At 68.8% G+C, this 20,187-nt stretch carries 16 protein-coding genes; 13 read left to right on the top strand and 3 right to left on the bottom strand.

Features of this window, described 5'->3' with window-relative positions:
- The gene (locus E0H92_RS17495; RefSeq protein WP_131496952.1) at positions 1 to 1,269 is read left to right on the top strand and encodes an MATE family efflux transporter; all 1,269 of its coding nucleotides are present in this window, start codon (positions 1 to 3) and stop codon (positions 1,267 to 1,269) included.
- Here E0H92_RS17495 and E0H92_RS17490 read toward each other — a convergent pair.
- The 3 genes from E0H92_RS17490 to E0H92_RS17480 form a co-directional block, all read right to left on the bottom strand.
- On the bottom strand, positions 1,256 to 2,749 hold the full coding sequence (locus E0H92_RS17490; RefSeq protein ID WP_131496951.1) for a fibronectin type III domain-containing protein: 1,494 nt from the start codon (positions 2,747 to 2,749) through the stop codon (positions 1,256 to 1,258). The genes E0H92_RS17495 and E0H92_RS17490 overlap by 14 nt on opposite strands.
- Positions 2,750 to 2,805: 56 nt before the next feature.
- Positions 2,806 to 4,335, bottom strand: coding sequence for a WD40 repeat domain-containing protein (locus E0H92_RS17485; RefSeq protein WP_131462588.1), 1,530 nt, complete (start codon positions 4,333 to 4,335; stop codon positions 2,806 to 2,808).
- A gap of 144 nt (positions 4,336 to 4,479) precedes the next feature.
- Positions 4,480 to 6,699, bottom strand: a complete 2,220-nt coding sequence (locus E0H92_RS17480) for a LamG-like jellyroll fold domain-containing protein (protein ID WP_131462589.1) — start codon at positions 6,697 to 6,699, stop codon at positions 4,480 to 4,482.
- Positions 6,700 to 6,859: 160 nt separating this feature from the next.
- On the opposite strand from E0H92_RS17480, the gene E0H92_RS17475 reads away from it, so the two are divergent.
- From E0H92_RS17475 to E0H92_RS17420, 12 genes are all read left to right on the top strand, one after another.
- On the top strand, positions 6,860 to 8,485 hold the full coding sequence (locus E0H92_RS17475) for a Wzz/FepE/Etk N-terminal domain-containing protein (protein ID WP_131462590.1): 1,626 nt from the start codon (positions 6,860 to 6,862) through the stop codon (positions 8,483 to 8,485).
- Positions 8,486 to 8,490: 5 nt separating this feature from the next.
- Positions 8,491 to 9,840: an O-antigen ligase family protein gene (locus E0H92_RS17470; protein WP_238173472.1), complete on the top strand. Its 1,350-nt coding sequence runs from the start codon at positions 8,491 to 8,493 to the stop codon at positions 9,838 to 9,840.
- Between the two features lie 259 nt (positions 9,841 to 10,099).
- Positions 10,100 to 11,233: an aminotransferase class V-fold PLP-dependent enzyme gene (locus tag E0H92_RS17465; RefSeq protein WP_131496950.1), complete on the top strand. Its 1,134-nt coding sequence runs from the start codon at positions 10,100 to 10,102 to the stop codon at positions 11,231 to 11,233.
- Between the two features lie 25 nt (positions 11,234 to 11,258).
- Positions 11,259 to 11,933, top strand: a complete 675-nt coding sequence (locus E0H92_RS17460; RefSeq protein WP_131462592.1) for an HIT family protein — start codon at positions 11,259 to 11,261, stop codon at positions 11,931 to 11,933.
- Complete coding sequence (locus tag E0H92_RS17455; RefSeq protein ID WP_131462593.1) at positions 11,920 to 12,660, top strand: hypothetical protein; 741 nt, start codon at positions 11,920 to 11,922, stop codon at positions 12,658 to 12,660. Before E0H92_RS17460 ends, E0H92_RS17455 begins: the two co-directional genes overlap by 14 nt.
- Positions 12,657 to 13,595, top strand: coding sequence for a thiamine pyrophosphate-dependent dehydrogenase E1 component subunit alpha (locus E0H92_RS17450; RefSeq protein WP_131496949.1), 939 nt, complete (start codon positions 12,657 to 12,659; stop codon positions 13,593 to 13,595). Before E0H92_RS17455 ends, E0H92_RS17450 begins: the two co-directional genes overlap by 4 nt.
- Before the next feature lie 14 nt (positions 13,596 to 13,609).
- The gene (locus E0H92_RS17445; protein ID WP_165549816.1) at positions 13,610 to 14,638 is read left to right on the top strand and encodes an alpha-ketoacid dehydrogenase subunit beta; all 1,029 of its coding nucleotides are present in this window, start codon (positions 13,610 to 13,612) and stop codon (positions 14,636 to 14,638) included.
- Entirely contained in the window at positions 14,635 to 15,933 is a 1,299-nt protein-coding gene (locus E0H92_RS17440; protein WP_131496947.1) for a condensation domain-containing protein, read from the top strand. The genes E0H92_RS17445 and E0H92_RS17440 overlap by 4 nt, the downstream gene beginning before the upstream one ends.
- Positions 15,930 to 17,426 carry an amino acid adenylation domain-containing protein gene (locus E0H92_RS17435; protein ID WP_165549815.1) on the top strand — a complete coding sequence of 499 codons (1,497 nt, stop codon included), beginning with the start codon at positions 15,930 to 15,932 and terminating at the stop codon, positions 17,424 to 17,426. Before E0H92_RS17440 ends, E0H92_RS17435 begins: the two co-directional genes overlap by 4 nt.
- Positions 17,419 to 17,691, top strand: coding sequence for an acyl carrier protein (locus tag E0H92_RS17430; RefSeq protein WP_131462598.1), 273 nt, complete (start codon positions 17,419 to 17,421; stop codon positions 17,689 to 17,691). The genes E0H92_RS17435 and E0H92_RS17430 overlap by 8 nt, the downstream gene beginning before the upstream one ends.
- A complete protein-coding gene (locus E0H92_RS17425; protein ID WP_131462599.1) occupies positions 17,684 to 18,928 on the top strand; it encodes an MFS transporter in 1,245 nt (414 codons plus the stop codon). The genes E0H92_RS17430 and E0H92_RS17425 overlap by 8 nt, the downstream gene beginning before the upstream one ends.
- Complete coding sequence (locus tag E0H92_RS17420) at positions 18,925 to 20,163, top strand: ATP-grasp domain-containing protein (RefSeq protein WP_165549814.1); 1,239 nt, start codon at positions 18,925 to 18,927, stop codon at positions 20,161 to 20,163. Before E0H92_RS17425 ends, E0H92_RS17420 begins: the two co-directional genes overlap by 4 nt.
- The last annotated feature ends 24 nt before the right edge of the window (positions 20,164 to 20,187 follow it).

Raw genomic sequence — 20,187 nt, 5'->3', positions numbered from 1 at the left:
GTGAAGTTCCGGCGGCCGAAACTACGTCGGCTGGCCGGACCGGCCGGTCGCGCGGGTTGGGGTCTTGCCGATCAGGGCTTGTCGAGCCTCAGCAACCTCGCCGTTGGAGTCGTCGTCGCGCGGTCCAGCACCGTCGCGGACTTCGGTGTGTACGCGCTCGCCTTCGGCGGCTACACGATCGCCCTCAACGTGTCGCGGGCGATCTCCACCGAGCCGCTCGCCGTCCGGTACTCCGGCGAACGCACCCCGGACTGGCAACGCGCCGTACGAGCCAGCACGGCGACCGCCCTGCTCGCCGGATTCCTCGCGCTCGCGGTCGGGTTGGCGATCGCGGCGTTCCCCGGCGTGCCGTCGAGGGGCGTGCTGATCGCGTTCGCGGTGACGATGCCCGGCCTGCTGCTGCAGGATGCGTGGCGCTGGGCGTTCTTCGTCGTCGGCGAAGGGCAGAAGGCGTTCGTCAACGACCTGATCTGGTTGCTGGCGATGCTGGCGATCTTCGGCGGCCTCTATCTCACCGGTACGACGTCCGCCTTCACGCTCACGTTCGGGTGGGGACTCGGCGCGGTGATCGCCGCGATCGCCGGCCGCTTCCAGGCGGGTGTCGCGCCACGCCGGCAGCTGATCCGCGAATGGGTCCGGCGGAACTGGGACCTGAGCCCGAAGTACGTCGGGGAGATGCTCGCGGTCTCCGGCACCATCCAGGTCTACATGCTCGGCATCACCGCGGCCGCCGGCCTGGTGGCGACCGCGGGAATCCGGGGAGCGCAGGTGCTGCTCGGCCCCGTGAACGTCCTGAACCAGGGCATCCGGATGATCTCTGTCCCCGAGGCGGCGCGTGCGTTGCGGCACTCGTACCGACGGCTGTGGCTCGTCGGACTGGCCATCTCGCTCGGCGTCGGCGCCGGGGCACTGGCGTGGGGCGCGATCTTCCTCCTGCTACCGCCGGTCGTCGGCCGCGAACTGCTCGGCCCGGGCGTCTGGAACCAGGCCCACAGCGTCCTGGTCCCCGTCATCCTGCTGCAGGCCCTGGGCGCGTCCAACGCCGGTGCCTTCGCCATCCTCCGAGCGCTCACCGCCGCCACCCGCGGCCTCCGCGTCCGCTTGATCTCGTCCGTCGTCCTCATCATCTGCGGCGTCGGCGGCGCCTTCCTCTGGGGCCCCAAAGGCGCAGCGTGGGGACTGGCCGGCGCCTCCTTCGCCACCCTGCTCCTCTGGTGGAACGAGGCGCACCGCGCCATCGCCGCCCACCGCCGGGTCAGCGCACCGTGACGGTGGCGTAGCCGCCTCGTACGGCGTGATTCCCGTCGGAGACCTCGACGCGATACGCCTGCGAGGTTCCGGACGGCGCCGTGACATCGGTCAGTGTGACGGTCGGGCGGGACCAGAACGCCGAGCTGACCCTCGTGGTCGCGACGACGGTCGACCCGCGGAGCAGGCGATAGGTAAGACGGATGTCGTCGTTGTCCAGCGAGGCCCGAACACTGGCCGCCACCTGACCTTTCGCCGGACGGGACAGGGTCGGGAGCGGGGGAGCGGTCGGCACGGCGCCGGGGCCGAGGTTGGTGAACCGGGTCAGGCCCTGCTGCCCGGCGCCGTTGACCTTGGTGAAGTCGCCGCCGACCCACAGATCGGTGCCGCCGCTGGCCGACACGAGCGGACCGACCGACGTCGGCGGCCCGGCGTTCGTGTTCGGGAACCAGGCCCCGAGTGACCCGTTCGCCGGGTTCTGCAGCAGCAGGAAGTGGTTGCCGGTGCCGTCCTGGAAGGCTCCGGGACAGCTGTGGGCGTGCGACCCCTTGAACAGCCACCCGTTCACGACGGTCACCGCCTCGGTCGCGCCCAGGCAGTTGTTCTTCCAGACCAGATTGCCGGTGGCAACATCGGCCGCCCAGGTCCCGTCGAAGCATCCCCAGCCGTCGCCGGCGTTGGCGAAGTACACCCGGTTGCCGTACGTCTCGATGTCCTTCACCCGCGACGTGCACCCATTCGACGGCAGCGGTACGGCGGACGCCGCCGCGAAGGGCAGCAGTGCGCCCGTCGAGTTGTTGACACTGGCAACCGCCCAGCGACTCGTCCCGCGGACCGTGGCGAACGTCCCGCCCAGATAGACCTTCGAGTTGTCGTCGGCGGCGTCGATCGCGTACACGTCGTTGTCCGCGTTCGGGTTCCACGGCAGCAGTGCACCGGTGACGGTGCTGATCGCGGCCGCCCGGTTCCGTGTCACGCCGTTGACGAGCCCGAAGGACCCGCCGAAGTACAGACTGCTCCCGCCGACCGCCAGCGCCTTCACCCGGTACGACACCCGCGGCGCGATGGCCGGGACCAGTGCGCCGGTCGCGGTGTCGAAGGCGGCGATCCGGTTCCGGACCTGGCCGTCGACGCGGGTGAAGTCCCCGCCGACGTACACCCTGGTGCCGTTGGGCGATGCAACGATCGCCCAGACGATCCCGTTCAGGACATGGTTGAAGCCGGTGTCGAGCGCGCCGGTGCTCTGGCTGAACGCGGCCAGATAGGTCCGGCCGGTCTGGTGGGTGCCGGCCACCGCGCCCGGCGGACGCACCTTCAGGAACCGGCCCCCGACGTACACCTTGCCCTTGGCAACCGCCAGCCCGAGCACGCTGGCGTCGGTCTGCCAGGCCGACGCGGCGACAGCGGTCAGGCCCGCCCCCGTGCCGAGCGCGGGTGGTGCCGGCGCCGTCCCCAGCAGGAGTCCGCCGATGCCCAACGCAACAAAGAATCCTCGCCCCATGATCGATCCCCCCAGTCACCAAGTTACGACTGAGGGTGTCGATCCGGAAGAGACCGTTACGGGATCTTCACGCTGGCGCTGGCGCCCTTCCTGATGTTGCGGCCGTCGTGGACCTCCACGTGGTACGTGTACGTGGAGCCGCGGGCGAGGCCGCGGTCGACCACCTGGTAGGTCTTACGGGCCTGCCAGAAGTACGACGTGTACTTGTTCGAGCCGACGTTCAGCGAGCCACGGAAAACGTTGTACGTCAGCGTCAGGTTGTCGAGGTCGTAGGTGTCGCTGTAGCTCACGTACACCCGCCCGGACGACGTCGCGGTCAGCGTCGGAGCCTTCGGCAGGCCGGGCGCCGCACCGCCCGGCGTGTTCGTGAACCGAGTGATACCCACCTGGATCGTGCCGTTCACGTGCAGGAAGTCACCGCCGACCCAGAGATCGGTCGCGGTGCCGGCCATCGCCAGCGGGCCGACCTGGGTGGTGCTCTTCGGGTTCGCGTCGGTGTTCGGGAACCACGGCCCGAGGTTGCCGTTGATCGTGCTCTCGACCAGCAGGTAGTGCGTACCGGTGCCGTCCGGGAATCCGTTCGGCGACGAGGAGCAGTTGTGCGCGTGCGAGCCCTTGTACAGCCAGTTGCCGATCGCCTTGATCGCCTCGGTCGCGCCCAGGCACTTGTTCTGCCACAGCAGCTTGCCGGTCGACACCTGTGCGGCCAGTACGCCGTCGTAGCAGCCGCCGCCGTCGCCGCCGTTGGACACGTACACGTTGTCGCCCAGGGTGTCGATGTCCTTCACCCGGGTCGTGCAGGTCGCGGTCGGCTTCGGGATCGCGGCCGCCGCCGGGAACGCGAACGCCGCGCCGGTGGTGTTGTTCAGCATCGCCAGCGAGTAGTGGTCCTTGCCGTTGATCGTGCTGAACGGTCCGCCGACGAACACCCGGGTGCCGTTGTCGGCGACGTCGACGGCGTACACGTCGTTGTTCGCGTTCGGGTTCCACGGCAGCAGGTCGCCCTGGATCAGCCGGACCGCGCCCAGCCGGTTGCGGGTCGCGCCGTCGATCGCGCGGAACGCGCCGCCGATGAACACGCTGTTGCCGTAGATCGCCAGTGCCTTCACCCGGGCCGCCACGACCGGATCCCAGGCCGCGACCAGCTTGCCGGTGGCGACCGAGAACATCGCGATCTTGCTGCGCCGGATGCCGTTCACCGTGGTGAAGTCACCGCCGATGATCACCCATTTGCCGTCGGGGCTGGTGGCGATCGCATAGACCGGACCGTTGAGGACCGGCGCGAAACCGGTCGGCTTGCCGGTGGTGCGGTCGAACGCGGCGACGTACGAGCGCTGGGCCTCCGCCGCCTGGCCGGACGCCATCCCCGGCTGCCGGAGCCGGGTGAACAGGCCGCCGGCGTACACGGTGTTCCCGGCGATCGCCAGCGCGTTCACGCTGTTGTTGGTCTGCCACGAGGTCTGCTTGATCGCTGACACCGCAGACGCGAACCCCGGGGTCGCCGCTTGCACGGGCGGTCCCGAGGGGATCAGCGCCGCGGCCAGAACAGCCGCACCGGTGACAAGGGCCAGCACTAACTTCTTCATTTATGTCCTTCGACAGGCGGGGCCTCACAAGCGCGTGCCTCATCACGCACCAGCGGCGGACACTACCGCTGTGGGAGGCCCACCGAAAGCGGGCCTCCCAACTGCGTTACAAGTTTGTGCCAGAACTTGCAGAAAGACGCCTTTTCACCTTGCGTTGTAGTGACTTTGGACCTGGAGCGGGGTGAGGGCGTAGGGGTAGACGGCTGCCTCGTCGATGCCCATTCCGGTCTGGGTCGCTCCGCCGCCGGGCCACGAGTTGGTCAGGTCGTACCCGACCCGCCACCAGCCGTAGTAGACCGACGCCGACCCCACGAGCGCGCTGCCGGACAGTACGCCGTCGACGTACAGCTTCATCGCCCCGTTGTCGTAGCTGCCGACGACGTGATGCCACAGGCCGTCGTTCTTGCCGGACGGGGAGGTCAGCGTGCGCTGCGCGCCGTCGTTGACGCCGAAGACGATCGAGCCGTTGGTCCGCATGTACAGCATCCGGTCGCCGCCACCGCCGCTGTTCCCGGTCTTCGAGTTGCCGAAGCCGATGATCCGGCCGCCGCGGTTGAAACCGCTCTGCTTGACCCAGGCCTCGACGGTGAACTGCTGCGGGAAGCTGTACGCCTTCTCGCCGACCATCCGCCCGCTGCTCGAGCTGGTCGTCAGCGCGGTGTTGCCCGCGATCGCGCCCGCGCCGCCCAGCGTCACGCCGGTGAAGGTGCCGTTGTTGCTCTGCCCGGAGGAGTCAACCGACGTCGTCGTACCGGCCGGCTCGCCGAGCCGCCAGTACGCCTGCGGCCCGTCCGCGCTGACGATCTGGTCGTACGCCGTCGACGCCGCCGAGGCGACCGTGACCTGGTCGGCGTAGTTGCCGCGGATCGTCGTACTGCCGTCGGTGACCTCGACGCGGTAGTTGGTGACCTCACCCGGCGCCGAGGACGTGTCGGTGTAGCTCAGCCAGGGGCGGTCCCACGGCGTGGACTTGGCCGTCCAGGTCGCGATGGTGGTGTTGCTGAAGCCCTTGAGCAGCCGGTAGGTCAGCGTGCTGTCGTCGTTGTCGACGACGGTCGGGAAGTGGATCTGCACGACGCCCGGCTGGACGCTGTACGGCAGCAGCTTGGCCGGTTTGGCCGGGGCCGCGCCCGGAGGGGCGTTGGTGAAGCGGGTCAGGCCCTGCTGGCCTGTGCCGTTCACGTTCAGGAAGTCGCCGCCGACCCACAGGTCGTTGCCGCCGGTCGCGAACGCCAGCGGGCCGACGTTGGTCACGCTGTTCGGGTCGGCGTCGGTGTTCGGGAACCACGGCCCGAGCGTGCCGTCTGTCAGCTTCTCGCTCAGCAGGAAGCGGTAGCCGAAGCCCTGCGGGAAGCCGCCGGCGCCCTGGTTGGCGCAGTCGTGCGCATGCGAGCCCTTGTACAGCCAGCCGTTGACGACCTTGACCGCCTCGGTCGCGCCCAGGCACTGGTTCTTCCACTTCAGCGTGTTGGTCGCGATGTCGGCCGCCCAGGTGCCGTCGAAGCACCCGCCGCCGTCACCGCCGTTGCCGAAGTACACGGTGTCGCCGCTGGCGTCGATGGTCTTCACCCGGGTCGTGCAGGACCCGTTCGGCGGCGGTACGGCGGAGGCGCCGGGGAACGGCAGTACGGCGCCGGTGACCGGGTCGAGGCTCGTCACGGTGTTCTGCGTGGTGCCGTTGACCGTGCTGAACTGGCCGCCGGCGTACACCTTGGACGCGTCGTCCGCGGCGTCCACCGCGTACACGTCGCCGTTGGTCGCGGGGGCCCACGGCAACAACGTGCCGGTGTCGGTGGTGACGGCCGCGAGCCGCAGCCGGTCCACGCCGTTGACCAGGCCGAACGAGCCGCCGAAGTACACCGTCGTACCGGAGACCGCGATGGACTTGACGCGATACGAAACGGACGGTTTCCAGTTTGCGACCAGGGCGCCGGTGGCGGTGTCGAAGGCGGCGATCCGGTTCCGGGTCTGGCCGTTGACCGTGGTGAAGTCACCGCCGACGAAGATCCGGGAGCCGTCCGCGGAGGCGGCGACCGCGTAGACCTGACCGTTCAGCACCGGGGTGAACGAGCTGACCAGCGCGCCGGTGCCCGCGTCGAAGGCCGCCAGGTACGCCTGGGCGACCTCGCCGGTCCCGGGCGCGGCGCCCGGCGGGCGGACGCTGGTGAAGCGTCCTCCGGCGTACGCCTTGCCGGCGGCCACCGCGAGGCCCTGGACGCTGGCGTTGGTCTGCCAGGTCGAGCTGCTGGTGGCCGCGAGCGACGCCTCGACGCTCTGCGCCGGTGGCGCGAGCGTCACCACCAGCGCACCGGCGAGCAGAGTGCCCACGATCCCCAGACGCGTGAACAGCCGTGTCTTGGTCATGTAGCGATGTCCCCCCTTGGACATGTTCGGCGCAGCGGCGCCGTACCCCTCACGTGAATCCCCCAGGAGAGAGAGTAGGGCACAGGGCGAGATCGCGTGAGTACCTCGTCCCCACCTGTGGATATCCTGGGTCGCTGGCGTCGACAGAGTGAGGTAGTAGATGGAACCGGGCACCGTGGTCTGGCGGGAGACCGCTCAGTCGCTGCTGCGGCAGAAATGGCTGATCATGGGCTGCATCCTGCTCGGACTGCTCGGCGCCTCCGTGTTCGCGCTCTCCCAGACCGAGCGCTGGACCGCCTCGAGCCAGCTGGTGATCGGCCCGGCAGTGCCGCCGGCGCTGGTCGGCAAGCTGTCCACCTCCGCGGACAAGAGCGGCCCGCTGGGCATGGACCTGCCGGCCGAGACCCAGGCGCGGGTGATGGCCAGCCCGACGCTGCTCAAGGCGGTGGTCAAGGCCCTCGGGATGCCGGACAACGACCAGACCATCCAGGACCTGGCCGCGGTGACACGGGTGAAGGCTGTCACCGACAACGCCTACCTGGTGACCACCGACGGCCCGACCGCGCAGAAGGCGGTCGACCGGGCGAATGCGATCGCGGCCATCTACCTGGCGCAGCGCAACACCGAGGCCAAGGCACTGCTGACCAACCTGGCCGAGCAGGCCCAGGCCCGGTCGAAGACGGCGACCACGCAGTCCCGCAGCCTGGTCAGCCAGATCGACGAGGCGGTCGGTCGCGGCGACAACCAGACCGCGGCCGCGCTGCGCGACCAGCGCGTGGGCCTGGCGACCGAGGCCAGGCAGGCCGCGGACGACGCGGCCGCGATGCTGAAGGCGCTGTCGACTGTCGGCTCCGGGAGCCAGCTCGTCACGCCGGCCACGACCGACACCGCCAGTTCCTCGCCGATGGTTGCCCGGGACATCCTCGTCGGCGGGATCCTCGGCCTGGTCCTCGGCTTCGGCCTCGCACTGCTGCGGTCGCACCTGACGCCGTACATCCTGACCCGCGACCAGGCGGCGCGGGCGTCGTCCTCGCCGGTCATCGCGGCCTCCGAGGGCTATCGGCGGCGGATGTGGAAGCGGTCCGCCCCGGAGCTCCCGCAGTACGAGATCACCGCGCTCGGCGCCGAGGCGAGTGGCGCCCTGGCGCGCCGCGAGCTGAACCCGCGCGCCTTCGCCGCCGGCGCCCCGGGTGCGCTGCTGGTCGTGTCGGCGTCCCCGACCCCGAACTCGGCGGGGATCGCCCTGGCGATGGCCGAGGCGAACGCCCGCGACGGCCGCGAGACGCTGCTGGTGCTCGCCGATATCGAAGGTACGCCGGTACTCCCGCACCTCACCGGGCACGAAGGACTCACCGACCTGGTGAACGAACCGGCCGCGACCCGCGCGATCCGGGCCCGCAAGCTGTTCCGGCCGGGGACCGTCGCGGACCTGTACGTGCTGCCGCCCGGGCTGAACCACGAGGAGACGGCCGAGGCGGTCGGCCCGTCGCTGGTTCCGGGGATCGTCGCGGACCTCCCGCCCGGGTACTCCGTGGTGATCCACGGCCCGGCCTCGGTCGGGCGGCACGGCATCACGCCGCTCGCCGCCGCCGTCGACGCGTCGGTGCTGGTGGTGCAGGTCGGCCTCGACAAGGAGATGGACGTCGCGCGGTTGACGGGCGCCCTGCAGTTCGCCGGCGCCCCGGTGCTGGGCGTCGTACTGATCGGCACGTCGACGCAGGACGAGACGCTCGGGATCCCGCTCAACTACAAGCCGCTGGACGCGGGCGCGCAACCGATGCGCTGATGGCGATGACTTCGGGGACGCGATTGGCGCCTGCGGTCCCGGGCACGGTCGAGAGCGAGGTCGAGCGGCCGGCCTGGTTCTGGCTGATGCTGTGGTGCCTGTTCGTGCTCGGCGTGCAGCCGTGGTCGTCCCGGGTGGCGGCGCCGCAGGGCACGACCGGGTCGACGAACAGCATCGCGAAGGGGCTGCTGCTCGGAGCGGTCTTCCTGGTCGCGCTGGCGGCGACCAAACCCGGGTTCCGGACCCGGGTGAATCCGGCCAGCTGGCTGTACGTGATGTACGTGCTGTTCGCGTGCGCGACGGCGTTCCTGCTGGCGGAGCCGATGGGGCCGCTGACCCGGCTGGCCCGGTTCCTGATCGGCCTGGTGCTGCTCTTCCTGCTGTGGGGGCCGTTGGTGCAGGTGCCCGAGCGGCTGGTGCGCGCGCATCTGTGGGCCCATCTGTTGCTGGGGGCAACCGTCGTCCTGAGTCTGGCCGTCGCTCCTTCGCAGGCGTGGCGGCCGCTGCGCTCGCTCGGCGCCGGGTACCGGCTGCAGGGCGTCATCATCCCGATGCTGCCGCCACGCGTCGGCGAGGTCGGCGCGATCCTGCTCGGGCTGGCGTTGATCGGCCTGATCTGCCGGAAGCTGTCGACGCTGCCCGCGATGACGCTGATCGGCCTCGGCGGCATCCTGATCGCGGCCAGCCGGACCCGTACGTCGGCCGCCGCGGTCGCGTTCGGGCTCGTGATCGCGCTGATCATCACCCGGAAGACGTGGCTCGGCCGGATCGCGTGCCTCGTCGTACCGGGGTTGCTCGGCCTCGCGTTCCTGACCATCGGGTCGCTGCACACCTGGCTGCTGCGCGGTCAGGGCACGCAGCAGATCACTTCGCTGAGCGGCCGTACGACGAGTTGGCAGGCGGTCCTGGACGAGAAGGTGTCGATCCAGACCGCGATCATCGGCCACGGACTCGGCAACAAGCGCGTGCTGCTGACCCGCGGTGAAGGCGACGTCGACGTGATGGCGATCGACAACAGCTGGCTCGGTCTCTACTGGGAGACCGGTCTGCTGGCCGTGGCGATCGTCGCGGTGGCGCTGGTCGCCGCGTGGGTGTCGGTCCTCCGCGCGCCGACGCCGTACGTCCGGGCCTGCGGCGCCCTGCTGCTCGGGTACGTCACGGCCGCGTCGCTCAACGAGAGCGGCCTGTCCGACCTGTCATCAATGACCGTCCACCTCCTGGTAGCCGCCGCAATCTGCGACGGCGACCGCCTACGCCAGCGAAGACGGCGTGCCGCACGTCGTACTCCCGACGATTCACAGACCGCCCCTCCTTCATCGAACCCAAGAGCAGGAATGCAACGCCGGCTCGCCTGACCTCAACGGCCCAGGTTAGGGAGCGCTCGACCGGCTCAACAGGTACAAACACCCATACATTTTCTGTACGGGTAACTGTCCGTGATGTCGCGCGGAATTCGCTGTCCACGCGCACTCGCGATACCAGCCCGCCACGATCCCCAACAAGACGCGGATCGCGTGCTCAGCGACACAGTTGCCCTACCTTTCAGTAGGACTTAGCCTCGCTGAGGCCTCGACGTGGAGTCGATCGTGAATGTCCTGAGAAAGCGGTGGGGGAATGCAGTTGGTGTATCTCGACAACGCGAGTACGTCCCATCCGAAATCACCGGTGGTGGTCGATGCCATGGCCGACTACCTTTTCTCGATCGGTGCGAGCCCCGGCCGCGGCGGATATGGTCAGGCGCGCAAATCCCATGAGCTCGTTGACCAGGTGAGGCACCGGACGGCGGACCTTCTCGGGGTGGCCCGTGCGAACAACGTGGCCTTTTCGGCAAATGCCACCTTTGCCCTCAATACCCTGATTCACGGAGCTCTTGTTCCCGGCGATCATGTGGTCACGACGCAAGCTGAGCACAACAGCGTCCTGCGGCCGTTGGAGCAGCGCCGGCGGGCAGGGCAGAGCACCTACGAAGTGGTGCGGGTCGGCCCCGACGGGCGGATCGACCTCGAGGCTTTCGGGCGAGCCCTCGAAGCGGGCCCCAGGCTCGTCATCGTCAACCACGCCTCGAACGTGACCGGAGCAGTCGCGCCGGTCGTCGAACTTGCCGACCGTGCGCACCAGGCCGGCGCGCTCTTCCTGCTCGATGTGTCCCAGACGCTGGGCCATTTGCCGGTGGCCGCCGACGAGTGGGGCGTCGACCTGGTCGCCTTCACGGGCCACAAGGCGATCGGAGGTCCGTCCGGGACGGGCGGTCTGTTCGTCCGCGACCCGGAAACGGTCGCGCCGCTGCTCCAGGGCGGAACCGGCTCGAACTCACAGTCCCTGACCCATCCGCACGGGATGCCGGCCAAGTTCGAGGCGGGAACCGTCAACTACCTGGGGATAGCCGGCCTCGGCGCCGCCCTGGCGGAACTGGACCAACCGGCCGAAGCGGGGCCGTCTGCGGCCGACCTGCGCGAGGAGTGCGCCGACCGGCTGCGCGGTCTGCCACGAGTCCGGGTGGTCGAGCTGGACGACCGGGTCGACCGGGTACCCGTTCTGTCGTTCACCGTTGACGGGTTCTATCCGGCCGAGGTTGCGCACCTCCTCGAGGAGCGAGTCGGCGTCCTGGTGCGCAGCGGTCTGCATTGCGCGCCGCTCATTCACGAAAGCATCGGCACTGATCCACAGGGCACCGTCCGGGTCAGCTTCGGCCGGTCGACGGACAAGACCGCCGTCGACCTGGTCTGCGCGGGCATCCAGTCGTTGTGAATCACCTCTGAGGGAGGACAGCAGTTTGAAGATCGACGAGTACTGGGCGCTGATGGCGGCCTACCGGAGCGGCTGTGTTTTCTGCGACATCTCACCCCTTCTGGTCGTGCACCGAACGGAGAACTTCGGTGTCTGCCTGGATCCGGCGCCGCTGCGGCCCGGCCACCTGATGGTCTTCTCGACCGATCATCACGGCTGCGCGGGAGAGGTTCCGCCCGAGCACCAGGCCGAACTCGCCGCGCTGCACGACGACCTGCTCAGAAGAATGGTGGCCGACCACGGAGCCGTCACCGTTTACGAGCACGGCCGGGCCGGGCATTGTCTCTCGCACGGCCCGGAAGACCGGTTCTGTCATCATTTCCACTCGCATTTCGTGCCAGGCGACCACAATGTCGAGAAAGAACTCTCGGAGCGCTTCGTCACGGTTCGGCTGGAGTCTCATCGGGATGTGGCGGACGCATTCGACAAGTACGGCGAGTATGTTTACTACGAGCGATCGGAAGGCGACCGGTTGTTCTTTGTCGCGGACTCCGGGGAAATGGAGCCGCATTTGATGCGAACGCTGATCTCGGCGGCGATCGGGCAGCCGGAGCTGGCCGACTGGAGCAAGTACTCCTCCCCGGATCTCCTGGTCGCAGGATTGGCCGGACTCCGGGAAAGCAAGGGAAATCCTGCGGAGGTGCACCTTGCCCGGAAGTGATCCGATCGGCGCGTACTGCACCTTTTGCCGGGAGAGCGCTTCCGGGGCGAGCGAGATCGCTCCCGAGCAGATCGTCCTGCGCGGGCGCTACTTCTACGTTCTGGTCCCGCTGGGACAGCTCATCCCGGGGTTTCTCATCATCGCGCCGTACAGCTGCGACTCCGGGCAGGGTGGTGCCAGGTGCCTGGCCGAGCTACCGGACGAAGCCATCGCGGAGTTGGGTGAATTGAAGGAGACAGTCCGCGCGTTTTTCGAGCACGCCTTGGGTGCGACGGCTCCGATCTTCTACGAGCAAGGCCGCGCCGGCGGTGGTGCGCAGACCGACGCGACGGGCCGGTTCTCGCATCACGCACATCTTTGTTGCCTTCCGCAACCGGTCGCGATCGACGGATGGCTCGAGGGCCGCTTCACGTCGACCCGGCTGGACGGGCTGGGGGAGCTGGCGGGCAAGCTGCGCCAGTTCGGCGCGCAACCCTATGTCTACCTGGAATCGACGGTCCGGAACGGAACTGAAGTACGCCGGCGTCTGTTCACGGGCTCTGATCCGGCCCAGCGATCAGAGCTGGAGACCCTTCGGTTGAAGGACCCCATCAGCCACCTTCTCGGTCTGCCGGAGCGGGCGAACTGGCGCGACTGGCCGGCCCGCGACGACGTCGCCGCGGTGATCGCCACCTTCGAAGAGCACCTGGCCGGCCGGCGAGCGGTCGCTCCGGGAGGTGGTCGATGATGGCGCCCTCGACAGCCCTGCGGGAAACGGCTGATCGGCCGCAGGTATGGCTGACCGGTGCCTATCGCCAGATGTTGTTCATCCGTGAGTTCGACGTCCGGCTGGCGGAACTGGTGGCGGCGAGCTACGACGTCGCGCGCTTCATTCACCTGTCCTGTGGCCAGGAGGCAGTCGCTGTCGGCGCCTGCGCGGCGGCCGATGAGAGGGACCTGCTCTGTGTGACGTATCGAGGCCACGGCACGCTGCTGGCCCGTGGAGCCGACCCGGTCAGGATGATCGTCGAGATCCTGGGTCGCCCCGGCGGGTATCAGAAGGGCCTGGGTGGTTCCATGCACCTGGCGGCGACCGAGCTCGGCATCATTGACAGTGCCGCCATCGTGGGGGGCAACCTGCCCATCGCCGTCGGCGCCGGGCTCAAGCTCAAGGCCGCGGGCGAAGGCGGTGCAGTACTGTGCTTCTTCGGCGACGGTGCCACGGCGACTGGTTCGTTCCACGAGAGCCTGAATCTGGCAGCGCTGCTGAAGCTGCCGGTCGTGTTCATCTGCGAGAACAACCGCCGGTCGTCGCGATCGGCGTTCGCCACCTATTCGCCGGTCGAGCGCGTCGCCGACCGTGCGAACGCCTATGGGATGCACAGCGTGGTGGTCGACGGATCCGATGTCGACGCGATGCGCGCCGCGGTGACCGATTCTCGCCGCCGGGCAGTGAGCGGCGCCGGTCCTGTCCTCGTCGAGGCCGAGGTGGAGCTCTTGACCGGACACTTCGCCGACTCGCAGGCGGGGCTCCAGCAGGACGTTCCGGGAGATCCGGTGCAGCTTTGCCGCGAGCACCTCCACCAGGTTCTGGGCGAGACCGCCGATGCGCAACTCGCCGCGATCGAATCCGAAGTACGCCGCAGTGTCGCCCTCGCCTTTGTCGCGGCGGGCGCGAGATGACGGGGGAGCTGTCCATGGGCAGAGACCTCCACGGCCATGAAGAACGCAGCTTCGCGGTGGACACGACGCCGCCACTCGGCGAACGGGGCTGGGACACCGCCGTCACCGAGGCCGTCGTCGCCCGGATGCGCGCCGACCGTTCGGTCGTGCTGATGGGGCTCGAGGTGTCGAGGTACCGGGCCGATCTGATCGAAGAGTTCGGTCCGTTGCGCGTCATCGACACGCCCATCTCCGAGAACGGCGTTGTCGGGATGGCGGTGGGCGCCGCCCGGGCCGGCCTGCAGCCGATCGTCGACCTGTGGCATGCCAGCTTCGTCTACATCGTCATGGACCAGCTCCTCAACGGCCTGTCGCTGAGCCAGGGCCTCTTCGGCCTGCCTGCCCCGGTGGTGCTGAAGATGCGGACCGGGATTCCCGTGCGAACCCCCGGTACGACGCACGCCAGGATGCCGCACTGGATGCTCGCGGGTGTCCCCGGAATCGACGTCATCTACCCGTCGTGCGCCGAGGACGCGGGGCCGCTGATGGCTGCTGCCCTGCGCGGCCTGCGGCCGACGATCTTCCTGGAGCACATCGACCTCTGCAAGCAGCAGCCCTCGGGTCCGGTCCCTCAGCGCCTGGAGGTCGGCGAGGCGAACACTGTCGCGACGGGTGCCGACGTGACGGTCGTGGCTCTCGGTCCGACTGTTCGGCACGCCCTGGCGGCCCGCGCCGAACTCGACGGTGTTCTCGACCTGGAGGTCCTCGACCTGCGGTCTCTCGAGCCGCTCGATCTCGACACGGTCCTTGCGTCCGTCCGAAAGACGCGACGGCTCGTGATCGTCGACGAGGCACCCAGCAAGACCTCGTTCGCCTGGTGGCTGTCCGGTGCGGTGCGGGCGCAGGTTCCGGAGCTGCTCGCCGAGCCGCGGTGCGTCACCGCGATGGAGGGGCCGATCCCGTACTCCCCCCATGGTCTGGCCCCCGGGATCGTTCCTCAACCGGCCGACATCGTGGCTGCCGCGCGCTGTACCGCCAGCCTGACCACAGGAGTAACGCCATGACGTTTCGACCGACGAACCAGCCGGCGTTCCGCGCCACCTTCATGCAGCGGCGGCTGTACGACGTGACTGAACGCCACCCGGATCAGGCGATGCGGCACGTCACGGCGGCCTTCCGGTTTCCCGCCCCGCTGGAGCTTGATCGGCTTCGGGCCGCTGTCGCCGTGTTGATGGAGCGCCACGACGCACTGCGGATGCGGTTCGCGCTGGACGACGAGAACCTGCTCCGGGCATCGGACGTGGGCTTCGAGCCGGCCGACGTCGACCGCGTGCTCAGCACGCATTCGAGTGACGGCTCCGACGACGAGGCAGCCCGTGTGGCCCTTCGGCACTTCAATCGCCGGAACGATCCGCCGTGGCGTGTCGTCGTTTCACGGCGTCCGGACGGCGACACCTTGATCGTCGCGATCGACCACCTGGTCTGCGACGCCCGGTCCCTGAGACTCATCCTCGACGAGTTCGCCGCCGTGTACGACGGGCAGTCGCCTCCGTCGGCGAGCCCCAGACCGTTCGCCGGCTTTCTGGAGGAGGAGGAGGTCGAGCAAGACGCCGCGGCCCAGGACGAGGTGGCCTACTGGCAGGCGAGATACCACGAGTTCCCGAAGGCCTACAGCATCGGGCTTCCGTTCGCGACGGAAGGCCGGGCGGACGGACTCGGTACGCCGGCCTTCGAGGAGTACGCCCTCGACGCCGGCACGACCGCCCGGATGAGGGAGCGAGCCGGCGCCTCCCGCCTTTCACCCTTCGGAGCGGCGCTCACCGCGCTCAATCTGTGCCTGGCCCCGTACGCGGATGACGGAGCGATCGCGATCACCGGCGTACTGCCCAACCGGCGAGACGGGATGTACGACCAGACCGTCGGTTCCTTCGCCCACACCACCGCGTACGTGGCCACCAAGCCGGAGGGCCACGCCGACTTCGCGAACTACGCGACGGCGTCCAGGGCTGCGATCATCGCGACTTTGCGGAACAGCCGACTTGCCCTCTTCGACCTCATCGGCCGGCTGGGCGTCGGTGGCTCGCTGGCCTCCGGATACGGGTACGGGATCTATCTCGACTACCTGTACGCGGCCCTCGACACGAGCCGGCTGACGCTGGGTGAGATGCCCGGGATCGAGTTGCGCCTCGACTCCGGAGTGAACAAGTCGTTGAGCCTCTGGGTGGTCGAACGGGGGAGCGAGGTAGTGCTGAAGGCCAACTTCGAGGCCGAACGGTTCTCCCGGTCAGGAGTACGGGGATTTCTCGAGCAGTTCGCCGGCGCGTTGTCCGGCTCCGAAGAGCGGGCAGGCCGGAAGTGATCAGCGCCGAATTCGAGCCGGTGTGGTCCAGGATCGCCGCCTGGGCCCGGGATCGCCCGGATTCACTCGCGGTCTGCGGTGACGGGGGCGACGTCACCTACGGCGAGCTGTGGTCCCGGGCCCAAGGACTGGCCAGGCTGCTCGGGAAACACGGTGTCGGCGCCGACGACCGGGTTGTGCTCGTCTGCTCGCGAGGGGTCGAGTTCGTCGTTGCTGCGTTGGCCACCTGGCTGGCCGGGTCCGCGTACGTTCCGCTCGACCCCGCTATGCCGGCGCGTCGGTTGGAAACCATCGTCGACGAAGCCCGCACTTCAGCGGTGCTCGCCTCACCGGAGCACCTCGCCACTGTTCGTAGACGCGAACTCGTGATCTCGACCGCCGACGGATCGCCAGGCGAAGACCTCTCGCCGCCGACCCTCCAACCACAGCCCGCTTACGTGGTCTTCACGTCTGGCACGACCGGTACTCCGAAGGGGGTGGTGGTGCCGCACAGTGGACTGAGCAACCTCGTGCGGTGGAGTGCTGCCCGCCACGGCCTGGACGAGAACGACCGTGTCCTGCACACCTTCGGTCTCGGGTTCGACGGAGCGATGCTGGAACTCTGGCCGACGTTGTGGGCAGGGGCGACGCTCGTCACCTGCTCGGACCTCTGCAGAGTCGTCGGGGACTTCGTAGCCGAGGAAGCCGTTGCGAACAGCTGCACCGTCGTGTGGGCCGCCACCGCGATCGCAGAACAGGTGCTGAGCAAGGGCTTGGACCTTCCCGGCGTGCGGCTCCTCTTGACCGGCGGCGATGCCCTGAAGGTCCGGCCATCAGAGTCCGCCGGCTACCAGGTGATCAACCACTACGGGCCGACCGAAGCAACCGTGGTGACGACAAGTCACGTAGTCGAACCCGGGTCCGGCCAGGGCCCGCCACCGATCGGCACACCGATCACGGGCGTCGAAATCGCGCTCTGCGGTCCGGATGATCTGGCCGTGCACGACGGTGAGGTGGGCGAGATTCTCATCGGTGGGCACGGCCTCGCCCTCGGCTACCTGGGAGATGCCGCGCGGACGGCGGAGGCCTTTCCGACCGTGGGAGGCCGACGGTGGTACCGCTCTGGCGACCTGGCTGTCCGCGACGCCGACGGCGTACTGCACTTTCGCGGCCGCAAGGACAACGAGCAGCTCAAGCTGAACGGGCAACGCATCGAGCTCGGCGAGATCGAGGCCGCGCTCCTCGAACTGCCGCAGGTGATGGCCGCCTGCGCGGTGATGACCGAGGCAGGGCTGGGGGCACTCGTCGTACCCAGCTCGGAGCAGCAGGTCGACGAGCGGAGCGTCCGCGGGGGGATCAAGGACCGGCTTCCGTGGGCGGCCTATCCGAAATGGGTCGTCACCGCCCGCGCCGTACCACTCACCCCGAACGGCAAGGTGGATCGCGCTGCGGTCGTTCAACTGGTTCTCGCCCGGCGTACAACGATTCTCGAGAGGGTTCGCCATCATGACTGAATTCCACCCCGCGGGTGCGGCGACCGGACCCGACCCGGCGACCGCGACGGCGATCGTCCGGGGGATTCTCGCCGACGTGCTGGAGGATCCGGATCTCACCGCCGACGACGACTTCTTCCAGTTCGGCGGAGACTCCCTGATCGCGACCCGGGCGGTCGCGCTGATCGAGGCCGCGTTCGGTCTGCGGATCCCGCTGGTCGCGTTCTTCGAGGCGCCGACGGCCGCGGAGCTCGCCGACCTGATCCGAGCACGGCTCGATGGCTGATCCTCGGACGGCTGCCGAGCCCGAGGCGGCCCCGAAACTGCTGAGACAGCGCGGCTTCGTCTTCGTCACCACTGGGCAAGCGGTCAGCCAACTGGGTAACACCGCGTTCAAGGTCGGCCTTGCCTTTTCGTCGCTGGCCCTGGATCGCACCGGCTCCCTGCTGCCGCAGATCTTTGTTGCTCAGGGCATCGGCCTGGTCGCGGCGCTGGCGATCGGCGGGGTGCTGAGCGACCGGCGCTCGGCCCGGTCGATCGTGCTTGCCTCCGATCTGGTCCGCCTCGCCTTCGTGACCGCGGTGACCATCCTGTTCGCCACCGACACGGCCCAGGCCTGGCATCTCCTCGCGCTCGGACTCGCGTTCGGGCTGGCAGAGGGAATCTTCCAGCCGGCCATGGCGGCCGCCACACCGGAGCTCCTGCCGACTGCGCTCATCGGTTCCGGCAACGCGTTCCGTACTGCGCTTTGGCGGGGGGTCAGCCTCGTAGGCGGCCCGTTGGGGGCGGCGCTGGTGCTCGCGAGCGTCGAGCTCGCCTTCATCGTGAACGCGCTGACGTTCGCCGTCGCCGCGGTCGCTCTCGTGCTGGGAGGTCCCTGGCCGTATCCCCATCAGGCGCGTGAGCGCCGGCGGATGCTGGACGAACTGCGAGAGGGAATCTCGTTCGTGGTCAGCGCTCCGTGGTTGTGGGGCCTCGTCGGCATCTCGTGCGCCATGGTCGTCTTCGTGTTCGCCGGGACGTTCTCGGTCCTGCCGCTGATCCTCGCGCAACGACCCGACGGCGAATTCCAGTACGGCGTTCTGCTGACGGCAACCGCGGTTGGCGGCCTGCTGGTCGGGCTGTTCATGATGAAGTCCGCCGGCCCGAAGGCCGCGGGCAGGGTCTTCCTTGCGACCAGCCTGCTGGTTGTCGCCGCCTATGCGGGGCTGGTCTGGTGGCACAACCTGCCAGTGCTGGTGGTGCTCGGAGCCCTGGCGGGTGCGGGTTCGGCTGCGGCGACCGTCGTCTACAGCAATGTCCTCCAGACCCTTGTGCCCCGGAACATGCTGGGAAGGGTCTCCAGCGTCGACATGATCGGTTCGTTCAGCGCGATCCCGATTGCGCAGGCGTTGTTCGCAGTGTGTGTCTCCAACTGGTCTCCGAGCAGCGTTTTCCTCGTCTCGCTGGCGGCTGCGGCCCTTCTGGTCGTGCTTGGATGGGCGGCCGGTCCGGTACGACGGCTGACGGTCGAGCCGGCATGACGGACACGCTGCCGACGGTCGTGATCCCGTTCGTTCCGGGGGCGGCCTCGCCGGTCCGGATCGTCCAGGCGGCGAAGGATCTCGCGCAGATCAGGTTTCTCGTTCCCCGGGGGACGAGAGGGGAGCTGCTCGAGGTTCTCCGGCAGCTGGCTCCTTGTGCCGAAGCGGAGTTGGACGGCGATCGGTTCGTAGTACCGGCTGAACTGCGCGACTTGTCTCTTGCGGCGGTGGTGACGTTCGCCGAGCAGTTGCTCGCACCGACTGCTTTTCTGGCCGAGGAGTTGTCCTTGCCGAACAACGCCGCGGCTGTGCGGGCCGGGGCACTCAGGAAGTCCGGTCAGCGCAAGCTGCTGGCAGCAGCAGGAGTCGAGCGGACGAAGGCAGCAGCGGTTCGGGACCCAGCAGCGCTCGTCGCTGCAGTGGACTACGTCGGTACTCCGTGTGTCGTGAAACCGGATGGCGGCAGCGGATCCACCCGCACGTACCTCGTGTCCGGCCCGGAAGACCTGGAGCAACTCGGCCGCGAGCTGACAGCCGCGGTCGAGGCCGGCCCGATGGTGGTCGAGGAACTGCTGTGTGGCCGAACGAGCGGCCCGTGGGGCGACTACGTGTCGGTCGAAACCGTTTCGGCCGGGGGAGTGCATCGAGTGCTCGGCATCACCGGCAAGCTCCCACTCGCACCGCCGTTCCGCGAACGCGGCCATGTGTTCCCCGCGACCGTCGACGACGACCTCGCCCAGGCATGCGAGAGTCTCGCGGTCCGCGCGCTCACCGCGATCGGTCTGCGCGAAGGTCCCGCACACCTCGAGCTGAAGCTGACCGGCACCGGGCCGCGCATCATCGAGGTCAACTCTCGCCTCGGGGGTTATGTCGACGAGGTGTGGGCGGCAGCGGGCGTGGTCAGCCCGGTCCGGACGGTGCTGGCCGCCGCGCTCGGGAGGCCCGGAGCGCTCGACCCACCACAACCTTCCAGCGTCGGGTGGTACTGGGCCAGCCATGCCCCGATGGAGGCGCGGCGCCTCCTCGAACTCGACGGCCTGAAAGAGGCCCGGCGGCTGGAGGATGTCCGGTACGTCGGCCGCAACCGTCGGCCCGGTGAGTCGGTCGACTGGCGGAACGGGTGGGCCGACCATCTTGCCCTGGTCTTCGGCTCGTCATCTGATCACGAGGCGGCGCTCGCTACCATCGACCGGCTCGAGCAACTGGTCACCGGAACGTTCGAGTTCGGCGGCTGATGCCCGGAGGGGTGTGTTACCTGG

Source organism: Kribbella speibonae (assembly GCF_004331375.1).
GTDB classification, from domain to species: Bacteria; Actinomycetota; Actinomycetes; order Propionibacteriales; family Kribbellaceae; genus Kribbella; species Kribbella sindirgiensis.
Note: the sequence above shows the minus strand (reverse complement) of the source record. Positions and strands in the feature narration are given on the sequence as shown.